Source organism: Mycobacterium sp. pV006 (genome assembly GCF_041287115.1).
In the GTDB taxonomy this organism is placed as follows: Bacteria; Actinomycetota; Actinomycetes; order Mycobacteriales; family Mycobacteriaceae; genus Mycobacterium.
This window is the reverse complement of the sequence record NZ_JBGGKT010000002.1, coordinates 457,633-480,813: the sequence shown is the minus strand read 5'-3', so window position 1 is coordinate 480,813 and position 23,181 is coordinate 457,633. Positions and strand designations below refer to the sequence as shown.

Sequence of the window (23,181 nt, the reverse complement as noted above, 5' to 3'; positions counted from 1 at the left end):
CCGGCTACCTTTCCGGTACGGTACCCCGTAGTACCAACCCAGACAAGACCCGTTCGACGAGGAAGCCGCGTGCCGACATCTGCGACGCTGCCCGCGGTGGCCGACCGTCTGCTCGACGGCCTGACCGCGGCCATCGGCGAGCGCGGTTATCGCGACACCACCGTCGCCGACATCGTCCGGCACGCCCGCACGTCGAAGCGGACGTTCTACGAACACTTCTCCGGTAAGGACGAATGCCTGCTCGAGCTGTTGCGCCGCAACAACGCCGAGTTGATCGCCACGATCGTCGCATGCGTGGATCCCGAGGCCGAATGGCGACTTCAGATCAGGCAGGCGGTCGAGGCGTATGTCGGGCATATCGGCGCCCGACCGGCGATCACGCTCAGCTGGATCCGTGAGGCCCCGGCGCTCGGCGCCGTCGCCGCGCCGCTGCACCGGCACGCCATGGCCAGCCTGACCGAGATGCTGCTCGACCTGACCGGGAATGCGGGTTTCGTCCGCGCCCGCCTGGCGCCGGTGTCGGCTCCGCTGGCGCTGATCCTGCTCGGCGGCCTGCGCGAACTGACGGCGCTGTACGTCGAGGACGGCCGCGACGTGCGCGAGCTGGTGGAGCCGGCAGTCGACGCGGCGACCGCGATTCTCGGTCGGCCCTAGCCGCTGCGCAACGAGCCCGGCAGTCCGGAGATCCGCTCCAGCACCCGCATCGAACCGGTCGCTCGGACCTCCCGGAAATCTCCGGAATCCATTGCGCGACAGTAGATATGGTAAGGAGCCTGACCGCCGTCAGCCGGATCCGGGAAGACGTCGTGGATGACCAGGGCACCGCCGACGTCGACCCACTTGGCCCACCCGTCGAAGTCGCGGTTGGCAGCTTCCTCCGTGTGACCGCCGTCGATGAACAGGAACCGCAGCGGGGTCCGCCACCCGCGCGCCACCACCGGCGAGCGGCCCACGATCGCGACGACGTAATCGTCGAGCCCGGCGGCGTCGAGGGTGTGCCGCATGGTCGGCAGCGTGTCGAACAGACCGGTCACCGGATCGACCATCGATTCGTCGTGGTACTCCCAGCCGGCCTGATGTTCCTCGGACCCGTGGTGGTGATCGACGGTGTAGATCAGCCCGCCGGTCTGTTGCGCCGCGGCCCCGAGCAGAACGGTGGAACGGCCGCAGTACGTACCGATCTCGACCCCGACACCATCGGCGAGGTAGGCCACGGCGGTGTCGTAGAGCGTGCGCCCCTCGTCGGCCGGCATGAACCCGGTGACCCGCTCGGCGAGCTCGAACAACGCGGCGGTCTCGGGCGGCAGCGCGGTATCGGTACCCATGCCCGTCAACTTACCGTTGCTGACCACAGGGTGTTGTAGTAGCGTCCGGACATGTGTCCGATCCGGCTCTGGAGTCGACTCGGCGCAGGCTGACGGCCCGACAGGCCGACACCGTCGACCGGTTGGGACAGGCCGCGGTCGACCTGCTCACCCGCGAAGGTTTCGCCGGGATGACCGTGCGGCGCGTGGCCGCCGCCGCGGGCGTCGGAGCCGCGACCGCCTACACCTACTTCTCCTCCAAAGAGCACCTCGTCGCCGAGGTGTTCTGGCGCCGGCTGGCCGGCTCCCCGGAGGTGGAGCATGCGTCCGATGACGCGGTGACCCGTGTTGTCGACGTGCTCGCGCACATCGCCATGCTGGTCGCCGGCGAACCCGAGTTCGCCGGTGCGGTGACCACGGCGCTGCTGGGCAAGGATCCCGACGTCGAAGTGCTGCGGCAGCGCATCGGCCGCGACATCCGTGACCGGCTGTGCGCGGCGCTCGGCCCCGACACCGATCCCGACGTCGTCGATTCGCTGGAGATGCTCTACGCCGGTGCGTTGGTGCGTGCCGGCATGGGCTACGGCTCGTATCAGGACATCGCTGCGCGGCTCGAGAAGTCCGCCCGGCTGATCCTGCGCTAGCAGCCGGATTTGTCAGTGGTCGCACGTATGTTCGAAGTATGTCGGGTGAGGATCTGCGGACCGCGCTAAGCGGGTTGCAGGCTGCCTTCGAGGAGGTCGCCGCGTGCGAGCTGGACCTGCTGACCCGCCACGAGCTCATCGAGGCCCTCGACGACCTGGAAACCCTGGGCTGTCAGCTGCCCACGATGAGCCACCGTTTGTTGGCGCGGTTGCAGGTCGAGGCCACCCCGCAACAGCTGGGCGCCAAATCCTGGAAAGAAGCACTGACGGTGCGGTGGCGCATCTCCGGCGGTGAGGCGTGCCGACGCCTCGGCGAGGCCGCGGTGCTGGCGCCGCGTCAGCCGTTGAGCGGGCCGGCATTGCCGCCGGTGCTGCCGGCCACTGCTGTTGCCCAAGCGCACGGGCTGATCAATGCCGAGCATGTCGCGGTCATCCGCGCCGCGATGGCCAAACTGCCCGGCTTCGTCGACACCGCGACCCGGGAACGCTTCGAAATGGATCTGGTACGTAACGCCGTCGGGGTCGGACCCAAAGAGCTCAAAGACGCCGCCGCACAAACCTTGTTCCTGCTCGACCAGGACGGACCCGAACCCGACGACACCGACCGCGCCCGCAAACGCGGGATCACGAAGTGCAAGCAGGGTTCCGATGGGATGACCGATCTGTCGGCGACCCTGACTCCGGAGGCGTGGGCAGTCTTGGAGGTCATCTTCGCCAAGTACGCCGCCCCCGGCATGTGCAACCCCGACGACCCGCAACCCTGCACCTCAGGCACACCCTCACAGGCCCAGATCGACAACGACCACCGCACCCTGGCCCAACGCCGCCACGACGCGTTGGTCGCCGCCGGACGCATCGCCCTGATGAGCGGACAACTCGGCCAACTCAACGGGCTGCCGGTGTCGATCATCATCCGCACCACGTTGCAGGATTTGGAGTCTCGGGCCGGGGTCGGCACCACCGGCGGCGGCACCGTCATCCCGATCAGCGACGTGATCCGGATGGCCGCCCACGCCAACCACTACCTGGCGGTGTTCGACCGTGCTACCGGCTCAGCACTGAACCTGTTCCGGGCCCGTCGGGTCGCCTCGGCGGCGCAGCGGATCATGCTCATCGCCCGCGACGGCGGCTGCACCAAGCCGTGTTGTCCTGTCGGGGCCTACGGCTGTCAGGTCCACCACGCCCAAGCCGACTTCGCCCACGGCGGCAACACCAACGTCGACGAAAACGGCCTGGCCTGCCCACCGGATAACCGCAGCGTCGAACAAGGCGGCTGGACCACCCGCATGAACGACCGCTGCGAAGTCGAATGGATCCCCCCACCCGGCCTGGACACCGGCCAAAACCGCATCAACTACTACCACCGCCCCGAACGACTCCTCCGCCCACCCGAAGAACCCGACTTATGGAGCGAGAACGACGATTCGGCAACCGACAACGCCGAAGCGACAGACAACCCTGCCATCGACGACCCGGAATCCGGCACCCCACCACCCGACGATCCCGGCGAACCCGGCGGGCCCGCACCACCCGACAACCACGTGGCCTGACGGCCCGACAACCACGTGGCCTGACGACCCGCGACCAAGTGGCCTGACGGCCACGACCTTTCACACCCGGACCGCACCCGGGTGCAGCACAAACACGGGCTGGTGGGATCGGAAGGCCCTCCGGTACAAGGGCGGCCGGCACACTCGCTACGAGCCGGCTAACGCATCTCGCGCGGCGGTCAGCGCTCGCTGGTGGTCGCGCACTCGCAGTCGTAGTCGCCTTCCAGGCCACGGGGCAGATCGACGCCGCGGAAGATGCCGCTGCCCGGGGTCGCCGACGACAGCGCGTCGGCTGCCAGGATGACCGCCGCACCCGTCCACGTGGTGCGCTCCACCGGCCAGCGTTTGCCGTCGGCGTAGACCAGGCCGGTCCAGTAGGACCCGTCCTCCTCGCGCAGGTGGTGCATGGCCGCGAACTGCTCGTGGGCCCGGTCCTGCTGCCCGATCGCATCCAAAGCCATGACGAGTTCACAGGTTTCGGCGCCGGTCACCCAGGGGCGATCGTCGACGCAGCGGATCCCCAGACCCGGCACGACGAAATCGTCCCAGCGCGAATCGATCCGGTCCTGCGCCCGCTCACCGCGCAGCGCTCCCCCGAGCACCGGGTAGTACCACTCCATCGACCAACGGTCCTTGGTGACGAACGCGTCCGGGTGCTCGGCGATGACGTGCCCGAGTCGGCCGACGGCCAACTCCCACTCCGGCTGCGATTCACCGACATGGTCGGCCAGCGCCAACGCACACCGCATCGCGTGGTGGATGCTCGCACAGCCGGTCAGCAGAGCCTCGCCGGTGGGACCGCCGGGCCCGCGGCCCCACGCGATCTCCCCGATGCCGTACTGCAGTTCGAGCACGAAATCGATGGCCCTGGACACCACCGGCCACATGGTCGCCGCGAAATCGTTGTCACCGGTGACCAACACGTAATGCCACACACCCGTGGCGATGTAGGCGCAGAAGTTGCTGTCGCTGTTCGCGTCCTCGATCACCCCGTCGCGCAACTGGATCGGCCAGGTGCCGTCGGCGCGCTGGTTCGTCCGCGACCACTCGAAGGCCCGGCGCGCGGGCTCGAGCAGTCCGGCTGCGGTGAGCGCCATCGCGTTCTCGATGTGATCCCACGGATCGGTGTGCCCGCCGTCGGACCACGGAATGGCTCCGCTGGATTCCTGCGTCGCCGCGATGGACTCAGCGGTCTGCAGACACTGAGCGGCGGTGAAAACCCCGGGGACGCTGGGAATCTCGGTCATCAGCTCGATTGTGGCTTCTCGAAGTACAGGGCCACGCTCTTGCCGATCACCGGGTTGAGCAGTGACTCGGCGGTGCGGGTCAGCCACGGGCGGTCGATCATGTCCCACACCAGCAGCTTGTGATAGGCGCTCACCGCGGGATGATCCGTCTTCTCGGTTCCCACAGCGCATTTGAGCCACCAGTACGGCGAGTGCAGGGCATGCGCATAGTGGGTATGGGTCAACCGGAGGCCGTGCGCAAGCACCTTGTCCCGCAGTTCGTCGGCGCGGTAGATGCGGATGTGGCCGCCCTCGTTGGCGTGGTACTCGTCGGACAGCGCCCAGCAGATGCGCTCCGGCAGCCAGCGCGGCACCGTGATCGCGAGGCGCCCACCGGGTTTGAGCACCCGTACCAGCTCGGCGATCGCGCGGTCGTCCTCGGGCACGTGTTCGAGGATCTCCGAGGCGATCACACAGTCGAAGGTGGCGTCGGCGTAGGGCAGATCCAGCGCGTCACCCTTCACGGCTTCGGCCACAGCCGACGCGGGCACCTCACCCTGCTGCTTCATCGCCTGCAGGATTTCGTCGACGTCATTGAGGTCGGAGACGCTCTGGTCGAAACCGATGACGTCGGCCCCGCGGCGGAACGCCTCGAAGGTGTGGCGGCCCGCGCCGCAGCCGACATCGATCACCTTGGTGCCGGCACCGACTCCGAGCCGGTCGAAATCGACGGTCAGCATGCCGCGACCCTCCCGCAAGCTCGTTCGTAGACCGCAACCGTCTGTGCTGCAACCGATTCCCAGCTGAACACTTCCAGCGCGCGCTGCCGGCCGTTGTCCCCGAGTCGGCGCAACTCGCGCGGGGAGTCCAGCAGTTCACCCAGCACCGAGGTCAGCTCGTCGACATCGGCGGGCGTGACCAACCGGGCGCACTCGCCATCGGGACCGACCACCTCAGGCAGCGCACCCGCACGGCTGGCCACGATCGGCGTGCCGCTGGCCATCGCCTCCACCGCCGGCAGCGAGAAACCCTCGTAGAGCGAGGGGATGCAGGCGACTTCGGCGGAGGCCAGCAGCCCGGCGAGCTCGGCGTCACTCAGCCCACTGGAGCTGTGCACGATGTCGGAGATACCCAGCTCGGCGATGAGCTTCTCGGTCGGCCCGTTGGGCTCGAGCTTGGCGACCAGCTGCAGTTCCAGATCACGTTCGACGCGCAGCCGCGCCACGGCGTGCAGGAGGTGACTGACCCCCTTGAGCGGGACGTCGGCGCTGGCGATCGCGATGATGCGGTTGCGCACGCGCTCACGGGCCGGCTGGAACAGCGCGGTGTCCACACCGAGCGGCACCACGTGCAGCTGCGCCGGGTCGACCGCGAAGTCGGCGGCGATGTCGGCGGCCGACGTCGAGGACACGGTCACCAGCTCGGGGATCTGCCGCGCGACCTGCTTCTGCATCTCGGCGAACGCGTACCAGCGGCGCACCAGGGGTTTGCGCCACCACTTGGCCGCGTCGATCTCGACCACCCGGTCGCGGGTGATCGGGTGGTGCACGGTGGCCACCACCGGAAGACCGGACTCGGCGATCGTCAGCAGACCGGTCCCCAGGCACTGGTTGTCGTGGACGACGTCGAACTCGTCGCGCCGATCGGCCAGCAACCGCGCGACGCGCATGCTGAACGTCTTGGGTTCGGGGAACCCGGCGGTCCAGGTGGTCAGCAGCTCTTCGAGGTCGATGCTGGTCTTGATCTCGCTGGGCCGCGGGATCCGGAACGGATCGGGCTCCCGGTACAGATCCAGGCTCGGCACCTTGGTCAGCGTGACCCGCGGGTCGAGCCCGTCCGGGTAGGGCTGTCCGGAGAACAACTCGACCTCGTGACCGAGTTCGACGAGGCCGCGGCTGAGATGGCGGACGTAGACACCTTGCCCGCCGCAATGGGTCTTGCTGCGATACGACAGCAGTGCGATGCGCATCAGCTCACCGCTTCAGCGACACGCGTCGGCGCGCAGGTCCAGGCTGGGAAGCCGCCCTGAGCTGCCCGAATCGATTGGAGCAAGGAATCCGAACCCTCCTGGACATGTGTCCAGACTATAGTTTGACGTGCTAGCTGACGCAACGCGTGCGCTAGCTCTGACTACCACAGTCGGCGCCGACAGTCCTGCGCACCCTGGGTCATCACTGCGCCGAGGGCGGCGGGAATCCGCCTGTGGCGACCGGCCCCCAACGCTGCGGCGTGACCCTGATCAGGCACTTGCCCTGCTCGACCATCGCGGCCCGGTACTCGTCCCAGTCCGGATGTTCCCCGGAGATCACCCGGAAGTACTCGACCAGCGGTTCGAGCGCGTGGGGCAGGTCGACCACCTCGGCATACCCGTCCACCTGGACGTAGGGACCGTTGAAGTCGTCGGAGAGCACCACGATGCTGGCGCGCGGCCGGCGCCGGATGTTGGCCACCTTCGCCCGTCGCGGGTAGCTCGCGATCACGATGCGGCCTTCGGCATCGACGCCGCCGGTGACCGGCGAACTCTGCAGCGACTCCCCCGCACGGAACGTGGTCAGCACCATCCGGTGTCGCGGCCGCACGAAATCGAGCAACTCCGACAGCGTGACCTCATCGGCGGTGGCGTAGTTGCGGGTCATCGGATCAGCGTATCCAGACCCGCGTGGATACACTGCGGCTCAACAACAGCGCCTTTACACTTCTGCCCGTAAATGACAAGGGGTCGGCATGTCGGACAGCAGGACCGCGGCACTGGCGGAGTGGCGACGATTCGGCAAGGTCCCGCTGGCCGCCGGCCTCGGTTACTCGATGGGCGTCATCCACGTCTACTGCCTCGGCGCGTTCATGGCGCCGCTGCAAGAGGAGTTCGGCTGGTCGCGGGCCCAGGCGTCGGTGGGCCTGACCATCGTCGGGATGGCCGCCGCCGTGGCGGCGCTGCCGATCGGGCTGCTGGTCGACCGGCTGGGTCCGCGGCGCGTTGGCCTGTGCGGCGTGACGCTGATGGCCGCCACGTTCGCGCTGATGGGCACCGCCACGGGATCGATGGCCAACTGGATCCTGCTGTGGGCGCTGCTGTCGTTCGCGTCGTTCTGGGTGCAGACCACGGTCTGGACGTCGGCGGTGGCCAGCCGCTTCGAAACCTCGCGCGGCCTCGCGTTCGCCGTGACCCTGTCCGGCGGATCGCTGGCCGCGGCGGTGTTCCCGCCGCTGGCCACCGCGCTGATCGGCGTGTGGGGGTGGCGTGGCGCGTTCATCGGGCTCGGCGTGCTGTGGGGCGGCCTGGTGCTGGCTGCGGTGGCCCTGTTCTTCCGCGGCGCGCAGGACGACGTGCGCGCCGGCAAACGGATCGAACCGGACGTCGCCACCGTCACCGAGAAGGACAGCGAGCCGGTCGAGCTCCCCGGGGTGACCATGCGCGAGGGACTGCGCTCGATCACCTTCTACCAACTGCTGCTCGCCGCGGGGCTTTTCGCGTTCACCACCTTGGGCGTGGTGGTCCACCTCGTGCCGATCCTGCGCGACGCCGGCGCCGAACCGCTGGCAGCAGCCGGCACCGCGGCGTTGGTGGGTGTCTTCTCGATCGTCGGCCGGCTCGGCGTCGGGGTGCTGCTGGACCGGTACCCGGCCCGCGTGGTGGGAGCCTGTGCGTATCTGGTGCCGATCGCCGGCAGTGCGCTGTTGCTGTTCGACGGTGCCAACCCGGTCAGCCAGACGGTGGCCGCCGCGCTGTTCGGCCTGACGCTGGGCGCCGAGGTCGACGTCATCGCCTACCTGGCCTCGCGTTACTTCGGGCTGCGCAACTTCGGCGGACTGTTCGGCGGCATGGTCGCCGCGCTGTCCCTGGGCACCGCGTTCGGCCCGCTGGCCTCCGGCGCGACGTCGGACCACTTCGGCGGCTACACCCCGTTCCTGGTTCTGACAATGGTGCTGATGGGCATCAGCAGTCTGTCGCTGGCGTTGCTGAAACCCGCGCCCGTCTGGGAAGTCCGTCCACGCGAGGTCGGCGACGCGGTGCGGTGAGTTTGTCGGCCGAGGTGGGTACAGGGTGACCATCCGGCCGATCACAGGGGACGCAGATGACGTTCAACATCACGCCCACCGCCGCCCAGCACGACCTGGCCCGGCGCACCCACGAGTTCGCCGCGGAGGTCGTGCGGCCGGTCGCCCAGGAATACGACCAGCGCCAGGAGTTTCCGTGGCCGGTGCTCGAAGAGGCCGCGACCCGGGGCTTCTACAGTCCGCTGTTCTACCGCGACCTGATAGGCGACCCGACGGGGCTGTCGCTCCCGATGTTCATGGAGGAGTTGTTCTGGGGCTGCGCCGGGATCGGCCTGGCCGTGGTGATGCCGGCCCTGGCGCTGTCGGCGATCGGCCAGGCGGCGTCCCCGGAGCAGATGCTGCAGTGGGCACCGGAGTGTTTCGGCACCCCCGGCGATCTGAAGCTGGCCGCGCTGGCGATCTCCGAACCCGAGGGCGGCAGCGACGTGCGCAACCTGCGCACCACCGCCCGCCGCGACGGTGACGACTGGATCATCGACGGCCACAAGATGTGGATCGGCAATGGCGGCATCGCCAACGTCCACGTCGTCAACGCGGTGGTGGACCAGGAACTCGGGCACCGGGGTCAGGCGCTGTTCATCGTGCCCGGCGGAACACCGGGCCTGGAATTGGTGCGCAAGCTGGACAAGCTGGGCTGCCGCGCGTCGCACACCGCGGAGTTGCGGTTCGACGGTGTGCGGGTGCCCGGCGAGAACCTGCTGGGCGGACAGGAGAAGCTCGAGTACAAGCTGGCCAAGGCGCGCGAAGCGGTAGAGGGAGCGCGCCACTCCCGGTCGGCGGCGCTGGGCACGTTCGAGCAGACCCGCCCGATGGTCGCGGCCCAGGCGCTCGGGATCGCGCGCGCCGCATTGGAGTACATGACCGAGTACGCCAACCGCCGCGAGGCGTTCGGCGCGCCGATCATCGACAACCAGGGCATCGCGTTCCCGATCGCCGACCTGGCCACGCAGATCGACGCGGCCCGGCTGCTGACCTGGCGGGCGTCGTGGATGGCGGCGTCCGGGGTGCCGTTCGAGCGTGGCGAGGGCTCGATGTCGAAGCTGGCCGCCAGCGAGGTCGCCGTGAAGACCACCGAGCGGGCCATCCAGACGATGGGCGGGTGGGGTTACATCACCGACCACCCGGTGGAGAAGTGGTATCGAGACGCGAAGCTGTACACCATCTTCGAGGGCACCAGTGAGATCCAGCGCATGGTGATCGCCCGCGCACTGGGCGCCGCCGACGGAGCGCCGCCACTGCACGTCGACCTGGAGCCGACGGGCGGACCGCTCAACCGCTACTTCGGGCGCGGTACGCCGCTGCGCACCCGGGCGGCGGCCCGCGCGCTGGCCGCCAAGGACCGGGTCCCCGAGCCGGTCATGCAGATGGCGATGAAGGTGCTCCGACCGCCGAGGAAATGACCTCCCGGCGGGCCTGAAGTGGCGCTGCGGAAAAATCCGGTACCGCTGGTTTCGCCTAGCGGATTTCTGGCAACATCAGCCAGCAGAGTCACTCATGTGTCCGAGCGCACAGCGATGGGATGGATATGACCTTTTCCGGAGCGCCGACCTGGGCGCACGCACAGTACGACGTGTCGGTTCTCGCCCAGGACGAGGGCGGCGGCACCGCGATCCACGAGGTCATCGGCCTCTCCGTGGCAGCGGTGGTGGTCTCCGCGATCCTGGTCTGGATCGGCTATCTGCACCGCACCCACAAGATCACCTGGCTGACCCGCCTGGCCGACTGGACCTCGCAGCGATTCAAGAGGCCGTCCTGGGTGGCGCTGCCGGTCATCATGTTCACCACCTCGATCATCTGCGCGCTGTTCGGGTTCATCTGGGACGTCAGCCTGCACATCGGCAACGGCCGCGACGACGGTGCACTGGCCAACCCCGCGCACTACTTCATCCTGATCGGCCTGTTCGGCATCTTCGTCGCCGGTTGCACCGCGATGGTGTTGCCGCTGAACGGCGAACGTCCCGGACCGGCAGCCGTGCGCATCACCGACGACTGGTACGCGCCGGTGGGCGGCATCGTGATGGCCGGCTGCGGTCTGTACGCGCTGACCGGCTTCCCGCTCGACGACATCTGGCACCGCATCTTCGGCCAGGACGTGACGCTGTGGGGACCGACCCACCTGATGATGATCGGCGGCGCCGGCTTCTCCACGCTGGCCGCGGCGTTCCTCGAATACGAAGGCAAACGCGCCGCCGGCCCCGACGCACCGCGTGACGGCCTCGGCTTGCGGGCTGTGCTGTACCTCGCGTTCGCCGGGGTCCTGATCGGCGCGTCGGTCTACCAGATCGAGTTCGACTTCGGCGTCCCGCAGTTCCGGCAGGTGTTCCAGCCGATGCTGATCGCCGCGGCCGCCGCGCTCGCCCTGGTGATGGCGCGCATCTTCCTCGGCCGTGGCGCGGCCCTGATCGCCGCGCTCATCGCCATCGGCCTGCGCGGCGTCGTCGCGCTGCTGGTGGGACCGGTCCTCGCCGCGCCGATCAACTGGTTCCCGCTGTACCTCGGTGCGGCCGTCGTGGTCGAGCTGTTGGCGCTCACCCCGCTGTACCGCCGACCCGTCGTGTTCGGCATGGTCAGCGGTCTGGGCATCGCCACCGTCGGGCTGTGGCTGGAATCGTTGTGGATCAACTCCGTCTACGCACTGCCCTGGCCCGGCAGCATCTGGGGCGAGGCGCTGGCGATGTCGATCCCGGTGGCCATCCTGGTCGGCGCGTGCGGCGCGATGGGCGGGATGGTCCTCACCGGACAGCGCCTGCCGCGGCGCGCGATCGGCGTCGGCCTGGTCGCGCTGACCGTCGTGGCCATCGGCGGCGCCGCCGCCAACGGCCTGCAATACAACACCCCGCAGAACGCGACCGCCCAGATCACGCTCACCGAGGCGCCACCCGTCGACGGCGCCCGCTACGTCACCGCCGACGTCCGCTTCAATCCGCCGGACGTCATCAGCGACGACCCGAACTGGGTGGCGGTGCTGGGCTGGCAGGGCGGCATCGACAACCAGCGGGGCCAGTTCGTCGACACGCTGGAGAAGGTCGCCGACGGCCACTACGTCTCCACCGAGCCGATGCCGGTCTCGGGCACCTGGAAAACGCTGCTGCGCGTGCACGACGGCAAGACGCTGGCCGCGGTGCCGATCTACCTGGCCGGTGACCCCGGCATCGGCGCCGAGGAGGTGCCCGCCGAGGCGGAGTTCACCCGACCGTTCGTCTCCGAGATCACCATCCTGCAGCGCGAACGCAGCCCCGACATCCCGCAGTCGCTGTGGCTGATCGGCTGCCTGGTGGTGCTGGCGTGCACGCTGGCGATGGTCGCCGGCATCACCTGGGGTGCCGGGCGCATCAACAACAGCGAACCGCGCCGGGAGGCCGAGAACCTGCAACCCTCCGGACAGACGTGACACCCCCGGCCGACGTCGTCTTCCTGGCCGACCATCCGATCTGGATCGCCGTGCCGGCGTTCGCTCCCGCGTTCGTCGTGACCGGAGTCGTCATCTACATCGCGGTCCGCAACCGGAAGAAGCGGGAAGCCGAAGAATCCCTGGACAGCAACGACAATCGACCATGAGAGGTGATCGGAATCCGATTCCAGGACGTGCTGGCAGTCGCCGCCGCGGCCGTAGTGCTCGTCGGCTGCGGCAACAGCTCCGAGACCGCACAAGATCCCGCCGCTGCGACGTCCGAACCCGCCGCGACCGCCCCGGCCGGTGACGCCGGGGACACCGGTCAGCAGCAGGAACAGGTGGCCCTCGACGTCACGATCGCCGACGGACGTGTCACGCCGACCAATGAGCAACTCCAGGCGTCCGTGGGACAGCCCATCGTGATCCGCGTGGACAGCGACGCCGCCGACGAACTGCACGTCCACTCGACACCCGAACACACCTTCCCGGTGGCCGCGGCGCCCGGGCAGGAGTTCGAGTTCACCGTCGAGATGCCGGGGCGTGTCGACGTCGAACTGCACAACACCCACACCACGATCGCCACCATCCTGGTGCGGTGAGCACCCAGCTGCTGGCCCACGGGTTGGGCGGCTCCACCGATCTGCCCATCCCCTTCACCTACGCCCTGATCGGCGCCGCCTGGGCCCTGACGTTCACGTTCGCGGTGGTCGCCCTGGCGTGGCGCACCCCGCGCTTCGACACCGACAAGCCCGGCCGGGCACTGCCCGCGTGGGTGACCGCCGTCGTCGACTCCCCCGTGACCCGCTGGGTGCTGGCGGTGCTGGCGCTGGCCTTCACGGCGTGGGTCGCGATGGCCGGATTCTTCGGACCGCAGGACGCGGACAACGCGCTGCCCGGGGTGTTCTACGTGCTGCTCTGGGTCGGACTGGTCGCCCTGTCGTGGGCGATCGGCCCGGTCTGGCGGGTGCTGTCACCGGTGCGCGCACTGCACAAGCTGATCGGCGGCCGCAACCTAGGGCGCAGCTATCCCCGCTCGCTGGGTTACTGGCCCGCCGCGGCCGGCCTGCTGGCGTTCGTGTGGTTGGAGCTGGCGAGCCCGAATCCCGGTTCGCTGGGCGCGATCCGAACCTGGCTGGTGGTGTACCTCCTGGTGACGCTGGCCGGGGCGGTGGTGTTCGGATCGCGCTGGAACGCCAACGCCGACCCGTTCGAGGTGTACAGCGTGGTCGCGTCGCGGCTGTCGCTGTTCCGTCGCCGCGACGACGGTCGCATCGTCGTGGGCAACCCGTTCGACAACCTGCCGTCGCTGCCCGTGCGCCCCGGCGTCGTCGCGGTGTTGGCGGTACTGCTGGGATCCACGGCGTTCGACAGCTTCTCGGCGACGCCGCAGTTCCGCCGGCTGGTCGGCAACCTGACGGACTCCACGACGGGTGCGACGCTGGTGCGCTCGGTGACGCTGCTGCTGTTCGTCGGCGTGGTGGCGGCCACGTTCTGGGCCGCGGCGCGCTGCACCGGTGGCGTCGACGCCGCGCGGCGGCGCGAGCTGCCCGGGCTGCTGGCGCACTCGCTGATCCCGATCGTCATCGGCTACGTCTTCGCCCACTATCTGACCTACCTGGTGGAACGGGGCCAGCAGACGATCATCCAGCTCGCCGATCCGCTGGGGCGCGGCTGGAACGTCCTGGGACTCGCCGACGCCGAGGTCAGTTACCTGCTGTCGATGCATCCCGGCCTGTTGGCGACGCTGAAGGTGGGGTTCGTGGTGGCCGGTCACATCGCCGGTGTGGTGGCCGCGCACGACCGCTCGCTGGCGCTGCTGCCCAAGGACCATCAGGTCACCGGGCAGCTCGCGATGATGCTGGTGATGGTGTTCTACACGTTCACCGGGCTGTATCTGCTGTTCGGCGGGTGACGCCGAACCGCTGGCCCATAATGTCATCTTGTGTCAGCTGAGGACTCTCTGGAACAGGCGCTCGCGGGCGGGTCTCCGCAGCGGGTCGGATGGTTCCGCTTCTACTTCGCCGACGAACGGTGGGAGTGGTCCGAACAGGTGCAGATCCTGCACGGCTACGAACCCGGCACCGTGACACCGACCACCGAGCTGGTGCTGTCGCACAAGCACCCCGAGGACCGGCAGCAGGTGGCGGCGACCCTGGAGGAGATGCGTCGCACCCACCGCACGTTCTCCACGCGCCACCGCATCATCGACACCCGCGGCGACACCCATGAGGTCGTGGTGATCGGCGACCGCCTCAACGACGAGGCCGGCCGGCTGATCGGTACCCACGGCTTCTATGTCGACGTCTCCCCCAGCGAGTCGGCAGCCAAGGCCATGATGACCGCCGCGCTGGCCGAGATCACCGAGAACCGCGCGGTGATCGAACAGGTCAAAGGCATGCTGATGCTCATCTACCGGGTCGATGCCGACGCCGCGTTCGAGCTGCTGCGCTGGCGCTCCCAGGAGACCAACGTCAAGCTGCGCACACTGGCCGAGCAGCTGGTGGCCGACTACGGCGAACTGTCCTACGAGGAGACCCTGCCCCCGCGGGCCGCGTTCGACCACCTGCTGTTGACCGCTCACCTGCGGGTCGACCGCGGCGGCGATACCGTGAAGCGGTGAGCGATTCACCCACCCGCAACGCCCTGATCATCGTCGACGTGCAGAACGACTTCTGCGAAGGCGGCTCGCTGGCGGTCGAGGGCGGCACCGCAGTGGCGCACGCCGTCAACGACCTGCTGTCCGGATCCGCCGCGCGCTACCGGCATGTGGCGGCCACCAAGGACTTTCACATCGATCCGGGGAGCCACTTCTCCGACAACCCCGACTTCGTCGACTCCTGGCCGCCGCACTGCGTGGCCGGGTCGCCCGGCGCCGAGTTCCACCCCGACCTCGACGTCGCACCGGTGGAAGCGGTGTTCGCCAAAGGTCACTACAGCGCGGCCTACAGCGGCTTCGAGGGCACCGACGAGTCCGGGACCGGGCTGGCGGACTGGCTGCGCGCACGCGACGTGGACGCCGTCGACGTCGTCGGTATCGCCACCGACTACTGCGTGCGGGCCACCGCGGCCGACGCCGTGGCCGCCGGGTTCGCCACCCGGGTGCTCCTCGGCCTCACCGCCGGTGTCTCACCGGCCTCGACGGCCGACGCCGTCACGGCGCTGCAGGCCGCCGGCGTCGATGTGGTGACCTGACCCACCCCACGGTTGCGTCCCGCCCCCAACGGGCATCCCCTACCGTCGCGGCCCCCCAGCGCCGCGACGAGACGAGATCCAGGAGAGTCCTTTGACCCAGTTCGTCAGCACCCCGGGCAACGCCCCCGACCTCGAGTTGTGGCCCGGCAAGGCGTACCCGCTGGGCGCCACCTACGACGGCTACGGCACCAACTTCGCGGTGTTCTCCGAGGCTGCCGAGAAGGTGGAGCTGTGCCTGTTCAACGACGACGGCTCCGGCGGGACGGCGGAAACCCGGATCACGCTGCCCGAGGTCGACGGTTTCGTCTGGCACTGCTTCATCCCCAACATCGAGCCGGGCCAGCGGTACGGCTACCGCGTGTACGGCCCGTACGACCCGCCCAACGGGTCGCGCTGCAACCCGAACAAGCTGCTGCTGGATCCGTACGCGAAGGCCATCGACGGTCACTTCGAGTGGGACCAGTCGCTGTTCAGCTACACCTTCGGCGACCCCGACAGCCGCAACGACGACGACTCCGCGGCCAACATGCCCAAGTGCGTGGTGATCAACCCGTACTTCGACTGGGGCACCGACCGTCCGCCCAGCCACGAGTACGCCGACACGGTGATCTACGAGGCCCACGTCAAGGGGCTCACCCAGACCCATCCCGACATCCCCGAACAGATCCGCGGCACCTACGCCGCGGTCGCGCACCCCGCGATCATCGAACATCTTCAGCAGCTGGGCATCACGGCGATCGAGCTGATGCCGGTCCATCACTTCGCCAACGACTCGACGCTGGTGGAGAAGGGGCTGTCGAACTACTGGGGCTACAACACCATCGGGTTCTTCGCACCGGACTCCAAGTACAGCTCCAACCCGAATCCCGGCGGGCAGGTCCAGGAGTTCAAGGCCATGGTGCGCGCGCTGCACGAGGCCAACATCGAGGTCATCCTCGACGTCGTCTACAACCACACCGCCGAGGGCAACCACATGGGCCCGACGCTGTCGATGCGCGGTATCGACAACGCGGCGTACTACCACCTCGTCGACGACGACAAGCGCTACTACATGGACTACACCGGCACCGGCAACAGCCTCAACGTCCGGCATCCGCACACGTTGCAGCTGATCATGGATTCGCTGCGGTACTGGGTCACCGAGATGCACGTCGACGGGTTCCGGTTCGACCTGGCCTCCACATTGGCCCGCGAGTTCTACGACGTGGACCGGCTCGCGACGTTCTTCGAGCTCGTGCAGCAGGACCCGGTGGTCAGCCAGGTCAAGCTGATCGCCGAGCCCTGGGACGTGGGACCGGGCGGCTACCAGGTCGGCAACTTCCCGCCCCAGTGGACGGAGTGGAACGGCAAGTACCGCGACACCGTCCGCGACTTCTGGCGCGGTGAGCCCTCCACGCTCGACGAGTTCGCCTACCGGCTGACCGGGTCGGCCGACCTCTACGAACACACCGCGCGCCGCCCGGTCGCGTCGATCAACTTCGTCACGGCCCACGACGGCTTCACGCTGCGCGACCTGGTGTCCTACAACGAGAAACACAACGAGGCCAACGGCGAGGACAACAACGACGGGGAGAGCCACAACCGGTCCTGGAACTGCGGCGTCGAAGGGCCCACCGACGACCCGGAGGTCAATGCGCTGCGCGCCCGCCAACAGCGCAACTTCCTGGCCACGCTGCTGCTGAGCCAGGGCGTGCCGATGCTGTGTCACGGCGACGAACTCGGCCGCACGCAGGGTGGCAACAACAACGGCTACTGCCAGGACAACGAGATCACCTGGATGGACTGGGACGCCGCCGACACCGATCTGCTGGAGTTCGCCCGCACGGTGTCACAACTGCGCGCCGCGCACCCGGTCTTCCGGCGGCGACGCTTCTTCTCCGGCAAGCCGCTGGGACGGCGCGGCAACGCCGGCCTGCCCGACATCGCGTGGTTCACCCCCGAAGGCACCGAGATGACCGGCGACGACTGGGGAACCGCGTACGCGAAGTCGGTGGGGGTCTTCCTCAACGGCCACGGCATCCCCGACATGGACGCCCGTGGGCAGCGGGTGATCGACGACTCGTTCCTGATGTTCTTCAACGCCCACTACGAGCCGATCGAATTCACGTTGCCCGACACCGAGTTCGGCCGGGCGTGGAAGCCGGTGTTGTGCACGGCTTCCGAGCCCGATCCCGAGACCGAGCACGCCGCGGCGAGCCCGGTGACGGTGGACGCGCGGGCCACCCTGGTACTGCGCGCGGTGACCGACTGAAAGACGTTGCGAGCCATCGACCTTGATGGCTCAGTTCAGCATTTTTCCGCTTTCGGTGTGTTAGCTTGAACTCGCTGTTGCAACCGTGGCCGTCAGTCGGCGTCGGATGTCCTCGGACGTCCGGACGCGGCTGGCCTGGGCGGGCCGGCAGTAGGAGCCGAAGAGCGGCGGCGACCTACCGGCGGCCACGGTTGCCAGCTTGGTGAAGCGGGGGCGTCAGCCGAGGATGCGTGCGATCGAACGCATCGGGATCGGCAGCCAGGACGGCCGGAACCGCGCCTCGTAGGCCGCCTCGTACACCGCCTTGTCCAACTCGTAGGCCGCCAGGATGTCGGCCTGTGCGCGCGGATCGGCGCCGGCCACCGCGGCATAGCCCGTGCAGAACGCGGAGCTGTTGCGCGCCACCCACTCTCGGGCGTTCCCCGCCGCCTCGCCGTCCTGGCCCCCGGGGCTGTCGACCGATCGTTGATGTGCGGCGTATTCGAACGACCGCAGCATCCCGGCCACGTCGCGCAGGGGCGAGTCCGGTCGCCGCCGCTCCTCGAGCGGTTGGCCCGGTTCGCCCTCGAAGTCGATCAGCAGCCAGCGCTCGGGGGTGCGCAGCACCTGCCCGAGGTGCAGATCGCCGTGGACGCGGTGCACCGTGGTCGGATGTCCGGCCAACCGGCCGAAGCGCTCCTCGATCGTGCCGGCGAACTCCCGCAGCGCCGGCGCGGCCGTCACCGCGGCGTGCAACCGTTCGAGCATGGCGTCGACGGGGAACGGTTCGACGGCGGTGCCGAGGTGCTCGGCCAACGTCGCGTGCACCGAGGCGACGGCCTCGCCCAGCCGGTGGGATTCGCGGGCGAAGTCCTCGTCGGGGCCGCTTCCGGCGGCGGTGGCGGCCGTCGCCATATCCCAGCCCTCGACACTGCCCGCGGCGAACTCGGCCACCATCCCCAGCGCGCACATATCGGAATCCGCCTCGGCCCAATGGGTTTCGAACGAACCCAGCAGACGGGCCACGTGCGGGTTGCCGGCGCGGGCCAGCACCCGGTTCAGCTCGATGTCGGGATTGACGCCGGCGGTGACGCGGCGGAACACCTTGAGCATCGCGCGGTCACCGAAGATCACGCTGGTGTTGCTCTGCTCGGCACCCGAGACCCGTGGGGGCGCGTCCAACGGCAGATCGGCCCCTGGTTCCCGGACGAATCGCAGGGCACCCACGGTGGCCGAACGATCGATCAACGTCAGCAGGCGCCGGGCCGCCGCAGGATCGTAGAGCGCGTCGTAGGCGGTCTGTTGTCCGTCGCCCCGCGGTGCGCGGCCGATGGTGGCGATCGCGCTCTCGACCACCGAACCGCCCCAACCGATCAACGCCTGATAGCGGTCGGTGGACCCGTCGGTGTAGGACACGTCGAGCAGCGCGTGTTCCAGATCCAGGCCGGAGTCGGGCAGCGGGGTCACCGCCGCCGGCTGCACCGCGGTGAGCTCACGAGTGCGGCCGGCATACCAACGCTGCCGCTGCAGCCAGTCGGCGTAGGGCAGTGTCATGTGCTGTCCTCCATAGCTGGTGTGAAACCTACCCAGGACGACAGCCGCCCAACCACCTGTGGCGGTTAGGGCAGAAACCGTTCGGCGCCGGCGGTCCGGACGAAACGCAGGCTGTTGGCCTGCCGATAACCGATCACGCCGCCGCCGAACGTCACCAGCATCAGACCGGCCAGACCGGGCAGCGCGACCGCGGCGATCTCGGCGAGCGTGGGACCCGTCAGCACCCGCGGGTACCCCGCCGGACGCGCCAGCTGACCGGACGCGGCGGTCGGCGCGGCCGGCACCGCCGTCCCGGGCGTGGGTGCGATCGAGCCCCGGATCGGCGGCGTGCGGACCCCGGCCACACCCGGGGCGGTGGTCGGCTGGTCACCGGCGCGGCCGGGTCCGACGGTCCGGGCCCGTGGCGCACCGGGTCCCGCACTCGTCATCGCCCGCGGCACCGAGACCACCAGGGGCGCCCGGAACACGGTCGACCCGCTGCCGGCGGTGGTGCCGTCCGCGCCGGCGACGGCGCCACCCGGGATACCGGTGCCCGCATCGAGCACCGGTTCTTCCTGCATGATGCCCATCCGCGGGCCCGGCGGCGGTGGGGTGGGGTTCGGCACCAGCCGCAGCGCCGCGAAGAACTCGCCGAGGGTCGGCAGCGGGATGTCGACGGTGGTGTAGAACGACGAGATGCTGGGCCAGGTGCCGGCCGGGATCTCGTCGGCGGCGGGCAACCGGAAGAACGGCACTTTCAGCGAGTTCTCGAACTCGGCCTTCTTGGCGGGCGGGGGCGGGGCGATCGCATCCGGTGGCGGTGCGTCGCGGGTGCCGCTGCCGCCGGACACCAGGGGTTCGTCGTCCTCGTCGTCGACGGTGATCTCCGGTTCGGGTGCCGTGGTCTTCGGCGGGTCACCCGCGTCGCCGATCGAGGTGTCGCCGGTGTCGGAAGCACCGTCATCGGGAGCGTCGTTGGTCTGGGTGGACCCGTCGGTGTCCGACGGTTGCGCGAGCACGGGCGGGGCCGCGGCGAGCACACCGATCGAGAGCACGCCGGCAGCGGCTAATGCGCGTAACGCGATCTCCGCCATGCTGCTCCCAGATTTTCCTCGAGTCTCCCCCGACAGCCGCCACGTGCCTGCCATTCTCGCACAGCGACACGGATACCCCGCCTGATCGACGAGCGCGCTATCGTGCGGACGTGACCACCGGTGGCCGTGACCATGGAGACCCCGGCGACGCCCCGAGCGTGCCGCCGCCACTGACCAGCGCGGCGAGCGCCGCACGCCCGACGGCGGCCGAGGAGGCCCGCACCATCGCCGCGTCCACCAACACCGCGACGCTGGCGAGCCTGACCTCCGAGGGCGACCCGTGGGCGTCCTTCGTGACCTACGGACTGCTCGGCGGGGCGCCGGTGCTGTGCGTGTCCAACCTGGCCGAGCACGGCCGCAACCTCGCCGGCGACCCGCGCGCCAGCCTGGCCGTCGTCGCCCCCGCCGCCGAGGGCGATCCGCTGGCCAACGCACGCATCACGCTGGCCGGCCACGTCGAGCGTCCCGAGGGCGCCGAATTCGCCGCTGCCCGCGAGGCCCACCTCGCCGCGGTGGCCGCCGCGAAGTACTACATCGACTACAGCGATTTCTCCCTGTGGGTGCTGCGGGTGCAGCGGGTGCGCTGGGTCGGCGGCTACGGCCGGATGGACTCCACCAGCGGCGCCGAGTACGCCGGGGCCGAACCCGACCCGGTCACTCCGCACGCCGGCGGCGCGATCAACCATCTCAACGCCGACCACGCCGACTCCCTGCTGGCGATGGCCCGCACCCTCGGGGGCTACCCCGATGCCACCGAGGCGACGTGCACCGGCGCCGACCGCTACGGGCTCGACCTGCGGCTGACCACCGAACGCGGGGTGGCCTACACGCGGATCGGCTACCCGCAACCGATCGGTTCGGTCGGTGAGATGCGTTCGGCTGCCGTGGAATTGACGCGGCGGGCACGCGGGAACTGAGGCCGCTGCGGGCGTCCTCTACCATCTGTCGACATGCCCGAGCAGAACGCGACCCCGCAGCGACCGCCGACCTGGCAGGCCGCGTTCGACCTGATCCGCACGCGCGGCTACGAGCGTCGCGAGGAGCCCTTCCGGTTGGCCAGCGGTCAGCTCAGCCACGACTACATCGACGGAAAGTACGCCGTGGACACCGGTGAACGGCTGACCGTGGTGAGCCGCGCAGTCGCGGACCTGGCCGCCGCCCACGGCGTGGAGTTCGACGCGGTCGGCGGGCTGACCATGGGTGCGGACCCGCTGGCCCACGGTGTGGCGATGGTGACCGGCAAGGCGTGGTTCTCGGTCCGCAAAGAGCAGAAGAGCCGCGGCCGCGAGCAGTGGATCGAGGGCACCCGCCTGGCTGCCGGGGATCGGGTGTTGCTGGTCGACGACGTGATCAGCACCGGAGGGTCCACCGAGATCGCGCTGGAGCGGGTCCGCGCGGTGGGCGCCGTGGTCACCGGCGTCATCCCGATGGTCGATCGCGGGGACGTGGCCGCGCGGCGCTTCGCCGGCCACGGGGTGCCGTTCCACGCGCTGGTGACCTACCGCGACCTCGGCATCGAGCCGGTCCAGGACGTCTGAGTCGGCAGGGCCGGCACCTACGCTGGGTGCCGTGCCCCAGCGCAGGTCACCGCTTTCCGATTTCGGCGCCGCACCGGAGGCGACGCTGGCCACCGTGCGGTCCGACGGCGCCCCGCACGTGGTGCCGGTGGTGTTCGCGCTCGTCGAGGACGACGGTCCGACGGTGTACACGGCGGTGGACGGCAAACCGAAATCCGGGCGGCGGCTGCAGCGGCTGGCCAACATCGAGCACCAGCCGGTGGTGAGCTTGCTGGTGTCGCACTACGCCGACGACTGGTCGCGGCTGTGGTGGGTGCGCGCCGACGGGATCGCCGAGATCCACGAGAACGGTCCGGTCGCCGAGACGGGGCGGGCGGCGCTGCGCGCCAAGTACGACCAGTACGGCCGGGTGGGTCTGGACGGGCCGGTGATCGCCGTCCGCGTCACCGGCTGGGCGTCGTGGGCGGGCGGCTAGTCCACGCGGGAGACCGTCTCGGCCTCCGGATGGGCCAGCGCTTCCTCGTAGGCGCCCTCGTCGCGACCCAGCGCGATGGTCCCGGCCACCATCGCCGCGGTGGAGACCGCCAGCGCCAACGCATCCCAGCGTCCGACGTCGAGGTTCTCGCCGAGCACCACGGCGCCGAGCAGCACCGCGATCATCGGTTCGAGCACGAGCATGGTGGGCACCGAGGTCTGCAGTGACCCGGCGTGGAACGCCGACTGCTGCAGAAGCACCGCGACCACGCCGAGGACCACCAGCAGGTACAGCACCGGTGTGGACAGCGCCGCGCCGACGCCCTCGTGGGTGAGCAGGTGCATGACCAGTTTCGTCAGCACCGCGACCACCCCGAACAGCACGCCGACCGCGACGGCCAGCAGCACCGCGCGACGCCAGCCCACCGATCGCGTCGCGACCAGCACGCAGGCGAGTACCGCCGCGGTGCACACCACAGCGACCAGGGCCGACGACGACAGCGACGCCTCGTAGTCCCCGGGGTTGGCCTTGGCCAGGACCACGAACACCGCCAGCGCGACGGTCAGCAGCACCGCCCAGCCCCATTCGGCGCCGGTGACCCGGCGGCCGGCCCAGCGCGCCGACAGCGGCAGTGCGAACAGCAGCGCCGAGACCAGGATCGGTTGCACCAGCAGCAACGAGCCCTCGACCAGCGCGAGCGCCTGGAAGCCGAACCCGGCGAGCGCGGCGGCGGTGCCGGCCCACCACAGCGGGCGACGGATCAGTGTCGCGAACATCACTGTGCTGATGCCGTGTTCGGCGGGCACGTCGAGGGTGGCGCGCTGACGCACCACGATCCCCACGGCGAGGAACACCGCAGCAAGAAGCGCCAGCAGCACCGTCACTCCATGGTCGATCACCCCACTAGGACAACACATCCGGCGCCCTCGCGCCCAACCCGCCCGGCACGGCTTCGATGATCGATCT

23 protein-coding genes are annotated in these 23,181 nt (G+C 69.5%); 15 read left to right on the top strand and 8 right to left on the bottom strand.

The genetic code is table 11. The features are described 5' to 3' along the window. Window positions 1–69: 69 nt before the first annotated feature. Window positions 70–654 carry a TetR/AcrR family transcriptional regulator gene (locus tag ACAG25_RS05635; RefSeq protein ID WP_370487309.1) on the top strand — a complete coding sequence of 195 codons (585 nt, stop codon included), beginning with the start codon at window positions 70–72 and terminating at the stop codon, window positions 652–654. Here the strand turns inward: ACAG25_RS05635 and ACAG25_RS05630 are convergent. After that, entirely contained in the window at window positions 651–1,325 is a 675-nt protein-coding gene (locus ACAG25_RS05630; protein ID WP_370487308.1) for a class I SAM-dependent methyltransferase, read from the bottom strand. The genes ACAG25_RS05635 and ACAG25_RS05630 overlap by 4 nt on opposite strands. A 53-nt stretch (window positions 1,326–1,378) precedes the next feature. Between ACAG25_RS05630 and ACAG25_RS05625 the strand changes: the two genes are divergently transcribed. Together ACAG25_RS05625 and ACAG25_RS05620 are read left to right on the top strand one after the other, a co-directional pair. Continuing rightward, complete coding sequence (locus ACAG25_RS05625; RefSeq protein WP_370487307.1) at window positions 1,379–1,948, top strand: TetR family transcriptional regulator; 570 nt, start codon at window positions 1,379–1,381, stop codon at window positions 1,946–1,948. 38 nt (window positions 1,949–1,986) lie between these two features. After that, window positions 1,987–3,498: an HNH endonuclease signature motif containing protein gene (locus ACAG25_RS05620; protein WP_370487306.1), complete on the top strand. Its 1,512-nt coding sequence runs from the start codon at window positions 1,987–1,989 to the stop codon at window positions 3,496–3,498. A 179-nt stretch (window positions 3,499–3,677) separates the two neighbouring features. On the opposite strand, the gene ACAG25_RS05615 is transcribed toward ACAG25_RS05620, so the two are convergent. The 4 genes from ACAG25_RS05615 to ACAG25_RS05600 all read right to left on the bottom strand — a co-directional run bounded on the left by ACAG25_RS05615 (window position 3,678) and on the right by ACAG25_RS05600 (window position 7,360). Beyond that, on the bottom strand, window positions 3,678–4,745 hold the full coding sequence (locus ACAG25_RS05615) for a prenyltransferase (RefSeq protein WP_370487305.1): 1,068 nt from the start codon (window positions 4,743–4,745) through the stop codon (window positions 3,678–3,680). Next, on the bottom strand, window positions 4,745–5,464 hold the full coding sequence (locus ACAG25_RS05610; RefSeq protein WP_370487304.1) for a class I SAM-dependent methyltransferase: 720 nt from the start codon (window positions 5,462–5,464) through the stop codon (window positions 4,745–4,747). Before ACAG25_RS05610 ends, ACAG25_RS05615 begins: the two co-directional genes overlap by 1 nt. Beyond that, window positions 5,458–6,693, bottom strand: a complete 1,236-nt coding sequence (locus tag ACAG25_RS05605) for a glycosyltransferase family 4 protein (protein ID WP_370487303.1) — start codon at window positions 6,691–6,693, stop codon at window positions 5,458–5,460. Before ACAG25_RS05605 ends, ACAG25_RS05610 begins: the two co-directional genes overlap by 7 nt. 202 nt (window positions 6,694–6,895) lie before the next feature. After that, entirely contained in the window at window positions 6,896–7,360 is a 465-nt protein-coding gene (locus tag ACAG25_RS05600; RefSeq protein ID WP_370487302.1) for a PPOX class F420-dependent oxidoreductase, read from the bottom strand. 88 nt (window positions 7,361–7,448) lie between these two features. Here ACAG25_RS05600 and ACAG25_RS05595 point away from each other — a divergent pair, with 88 nt between their 5' ends. From ACAG25_RS05595 to glgX, 9 genes are all read left to right on the top strand, one after another. Continuing rightward, a complete protein-coding gene (locus tag ACAG25_RS05595; RefSeq protein ID WP_370487301.1) occupies window positions 7,449–8,741 on the top strand; it encodes an MFS transporter in 1,293 nt (430 codons plus the stop codon). A 56-nt stretch (window positions 8,742–8,797) separates the two neighbouring features. Further along, entirely contained in the window at window positions 8,798–10,180 is a 1,383-nt protein-coding gene (locus ACAG25_RS05590; protein WP_370487300.1) for an acyl-CoA dehydrogenase family protein, read from the top strand. A 125-nt stretch (window positions 10,181–10,305) separates the two neighbouring features. Continuing rightward, window positions 10,306–12,171: a hypothetical protein gene (locus ACAG25_RS05585; RefSeq protein ID WP_370487299.1), complete on the top strand. Its 1,866-nt coding sequence runs from the start codon at window positions 10,306–10,308 to the stop codon at window positions 12,169–12,171. After that, a complete protein-coding gene (locus ACAG25_RS05580; RefSeq protein WP_370487298.1) occupies window positions 12,168–12,338 on the top strand; it encodes a hypothetical protein in 171 nt (56 codons plus the stop codon). The genes ACAG25_RS05585 and ACAG25_RS05580 overlap by 4 nt, the downstream gene beginning before the upstream one ends. Before the next feature lie 3 nt (window positions 12,339–12,341). Continuing rightward, the gene (locus ACAG25_RS05575) at window positions 12,342–12,773 is read left to right on the top strand and encodes a hypothetical protein (RefSeq protein ID WP_370487297.1); all 432 of its coding nucleotides are present in this window, start codon (window positions 12,342–12,344) and stop codon (window positions 12,771–12,773) included. Beyond that, complete coding sequence (locus ACAG25_RS05570) at window positions 12,770–14,086, top strand: hypothetical protein (protein ID WP_370487296.1); 1,317 nt, start codon at window positions 12,770–12,772, stop codon at window positions 14,084–14,086. The genes ACAG25_RS05575 and ACAG25_RS05570 overlap by 4 nt, the downstream gene beginning before the upstream one ends. Window positions 14,087–14,116: 30 nt before the next feature. Further along, entirely contained in the window at window positions 14,117–14,794 is a 678-nt protein-coding gene (locus ACAG25_RS05565; RefSeq protein ID WP_370487295.1) for a PAS and ANTAR domain-containing protein, read from the top strand. Next, entirely contained in the window at window positions 14,791–15,366 is a 576-nt protein-coding gene (locus ACAG25_RS05560) for an isochorismatase family protein (protein WP_370487294.1), read from the top strand. Before ACAG25_RS05565 ends, ACAG25_RS05560 begins: the two co-directional genes overlap by 4 nt. A gap of 91 nt (window positions 15,367–15,457) precedes the next feature. Beyond that, a complete protein-coding gene (gene glgX, locus ACAG25_RS05555; RefSeq protein WP_370487293.1) occupies window positions 15,458–17,617 on the top strand; it encodes a glycogen debranching protein GlgX in 2,160 nt (719 codons plus the stop codon). A 216-nt stretch (window positions 17,618–17,833) separates the two neighbouring features. On the opposite strand, the gene ACAG25_RS05550 is transcribed toward glgX, so the two are convergent. Next, the gene (locus ACAG25_RS05550) at window positions 17,834–19,150 is read right to left on the bottom strand and encodes a maltokinase (RefSeq protein WP_370487292.1); all 1,317 of its coding nucleotides are present in this window, start codon (window positions 19,148–19,150) and stop codon (window positions 17,834–17,836) included. Between the two features lie 65 nt (window positions 19,151–19,215). Then, window positions 19,216–20,223, bottom strand: coding sequence for a hypothetical protein (locus ACAG25_RS05545; RefSeq protein ID WP_370487291.1), 1,008 nt, complete (start codon window positions 20,221–20,223; stop codon window positions 19,216–19,218). Window positions 20,224–20,333: 110 nt separating this feature from the next. Between ACAG25_RS05545 and ACAG25_RS05540 the strand changes: the two genes are divergently transcribed. The 3 genes from ACAG25_RS05540 to ACAG25_RS05530 are packed head-to-tail and all read left to right on the top strand — an operon-like array spanning window position 20,334 to window position 22,215. Continuing rightward, entirely contained in the window at window positions 20,334–21,140 is an 807-nt protein-coding gene (locus ACAG25_RS05540) for a HugZ family protein (protein WP_370487290.1), read from the top strand. Window positions 21,141–21,173: 33 nt separating this feature from the next. Continuing rightward, on the top strand, window positions 21,174–21,761 hold the full coding sequence (gene pyrE / locus ACAG25_RS05535; protein ID WP_370487289.1) for an orotate phosphoribosyltransferase: 588 nt from the start codon (window positions 21,174–21,176) through the stop codon (window positions 21,759–21,761). A 31-nt stretch (window positions 21,762–21,792) separates the two neighbouring features. Further along, window positions 21,793–22,215 carry a TIGR03668 family PPOX class F420-dependent oxidoreductase gene (locus ACAG25_RS05530; protein WP_370487288.1) on the top strand — a complete coding sequence of 141 codons (423 nt, stop codon included), beginning with the start codon at window positions 21,793–21,795 and terminating at the stop codon, window positions 22,213–22,215. Here the strand turns inward: ACAG25_RS05530 and ACAG25_RS05525 are convergent. Continuing rightward, window positions 22,212–23,114, bottom strand: a complete 903-nt coding sequence (locus ACAG25_RS05525; protein WP_370487287.1) for a DMT family transporter — start codon at window positions 23,112–23,114, stop codon at window positions 22,212–22,214. The two genes, ACAG25_RS05530 and ACAG25_RS05525, sit on opposite strands and share 4 nt — an antisense overlap. Between the last annotated feature and the right edge of the window lie 67 nt (window positions 23,115–23,181).

Bases quoted from the DNA above. Each gene is read 5' to 3' on its own strand.
- ACAG25_RS05630 (WP_370487308.1), bottom strand. From the start codon at position 1,325: ATGGGTACCGATACCGCGCTGCCGCCCGAGACCGCCGCGTTGTTCGAG.
- ACAG25_RS05620 (WP_370487306.1), top strand. From the start codon at position 1,987: ATGTCGGGTGAGGATCTGCGGACCGCGCTAAGCGGGTTGCAGGCTGCC.
- ACAG25_RS05615 (WP_370487305.1), bottom strand. From the start codon at position 4,745: ATGACCGAGATTCCCAGCGTCCCCGGGGTTTTCACCGCCGCTCAGTGT.
- ACAG25_RS05610 (WP_370487304.1), bottom strand. From the start codon at position 5,464: ATGCTGACCGTCGATTTCGACCGGCTCGGAGTCGGTGCCGGCACCAAG.
- ACAG25_RS05605 (WP_370487303.1), bottom strand. From the start codon at position 6,693: ATGCGCATCGCACTGCTGTCGTATCGCAGCAAGACCCATTGCGGCGGG.
- ACAG25_RS05600 (WP_370487302.1), bottom strand. From the start codon at position 7,360: ATGACCCGCAACTACGCCACCGCCGATGAGGTCACGCTGTCGGAGTTG.
- ACAG25_RS05595 (WP_370487301.1), top strand. From the start codon at position 7,449: ATGTCGGACAGCAGGACCGCGGCACTGGCGGAGTGGCGACGATTCGGC.
- ACAG25_RS05590 (WP_370487300.1), top strand. From the start codon at position 8,798: ATGACGTTCAACATCACGCCCACCGCCGCCCAGCACGACCTGGCCCGG.
- ACAG25_RS05585 (WP_370487299.1), top strand. From the start codon at position 10,306: ATGACCTTTTCCGGAGCGCCGACCTGGGCGCACGCACAGTACGACGTG.
- ACAG25_RS05550 (WP_370487292.1), bottom strand. From the start codon at position 19,150: ATGACACTGCCCTACGCCGACTGGCTGCAGCGGCAGCGTTGGTATGCC.
- ACAG25_RS05545 (WP_370487291.1), bottom strand. From the start codon at position 20,223: ATGGCGGAGATCGCGTTACGCGCATTAGCCGCTGCCGGCGTGCTCTCG.
- pyrE (WP_370487289.1), top strand. From the start codon at position 21,174: ATGCCCGAGCAGAACGCGACCCCGCAGCGACCGCCGACCTGGCAGGCC.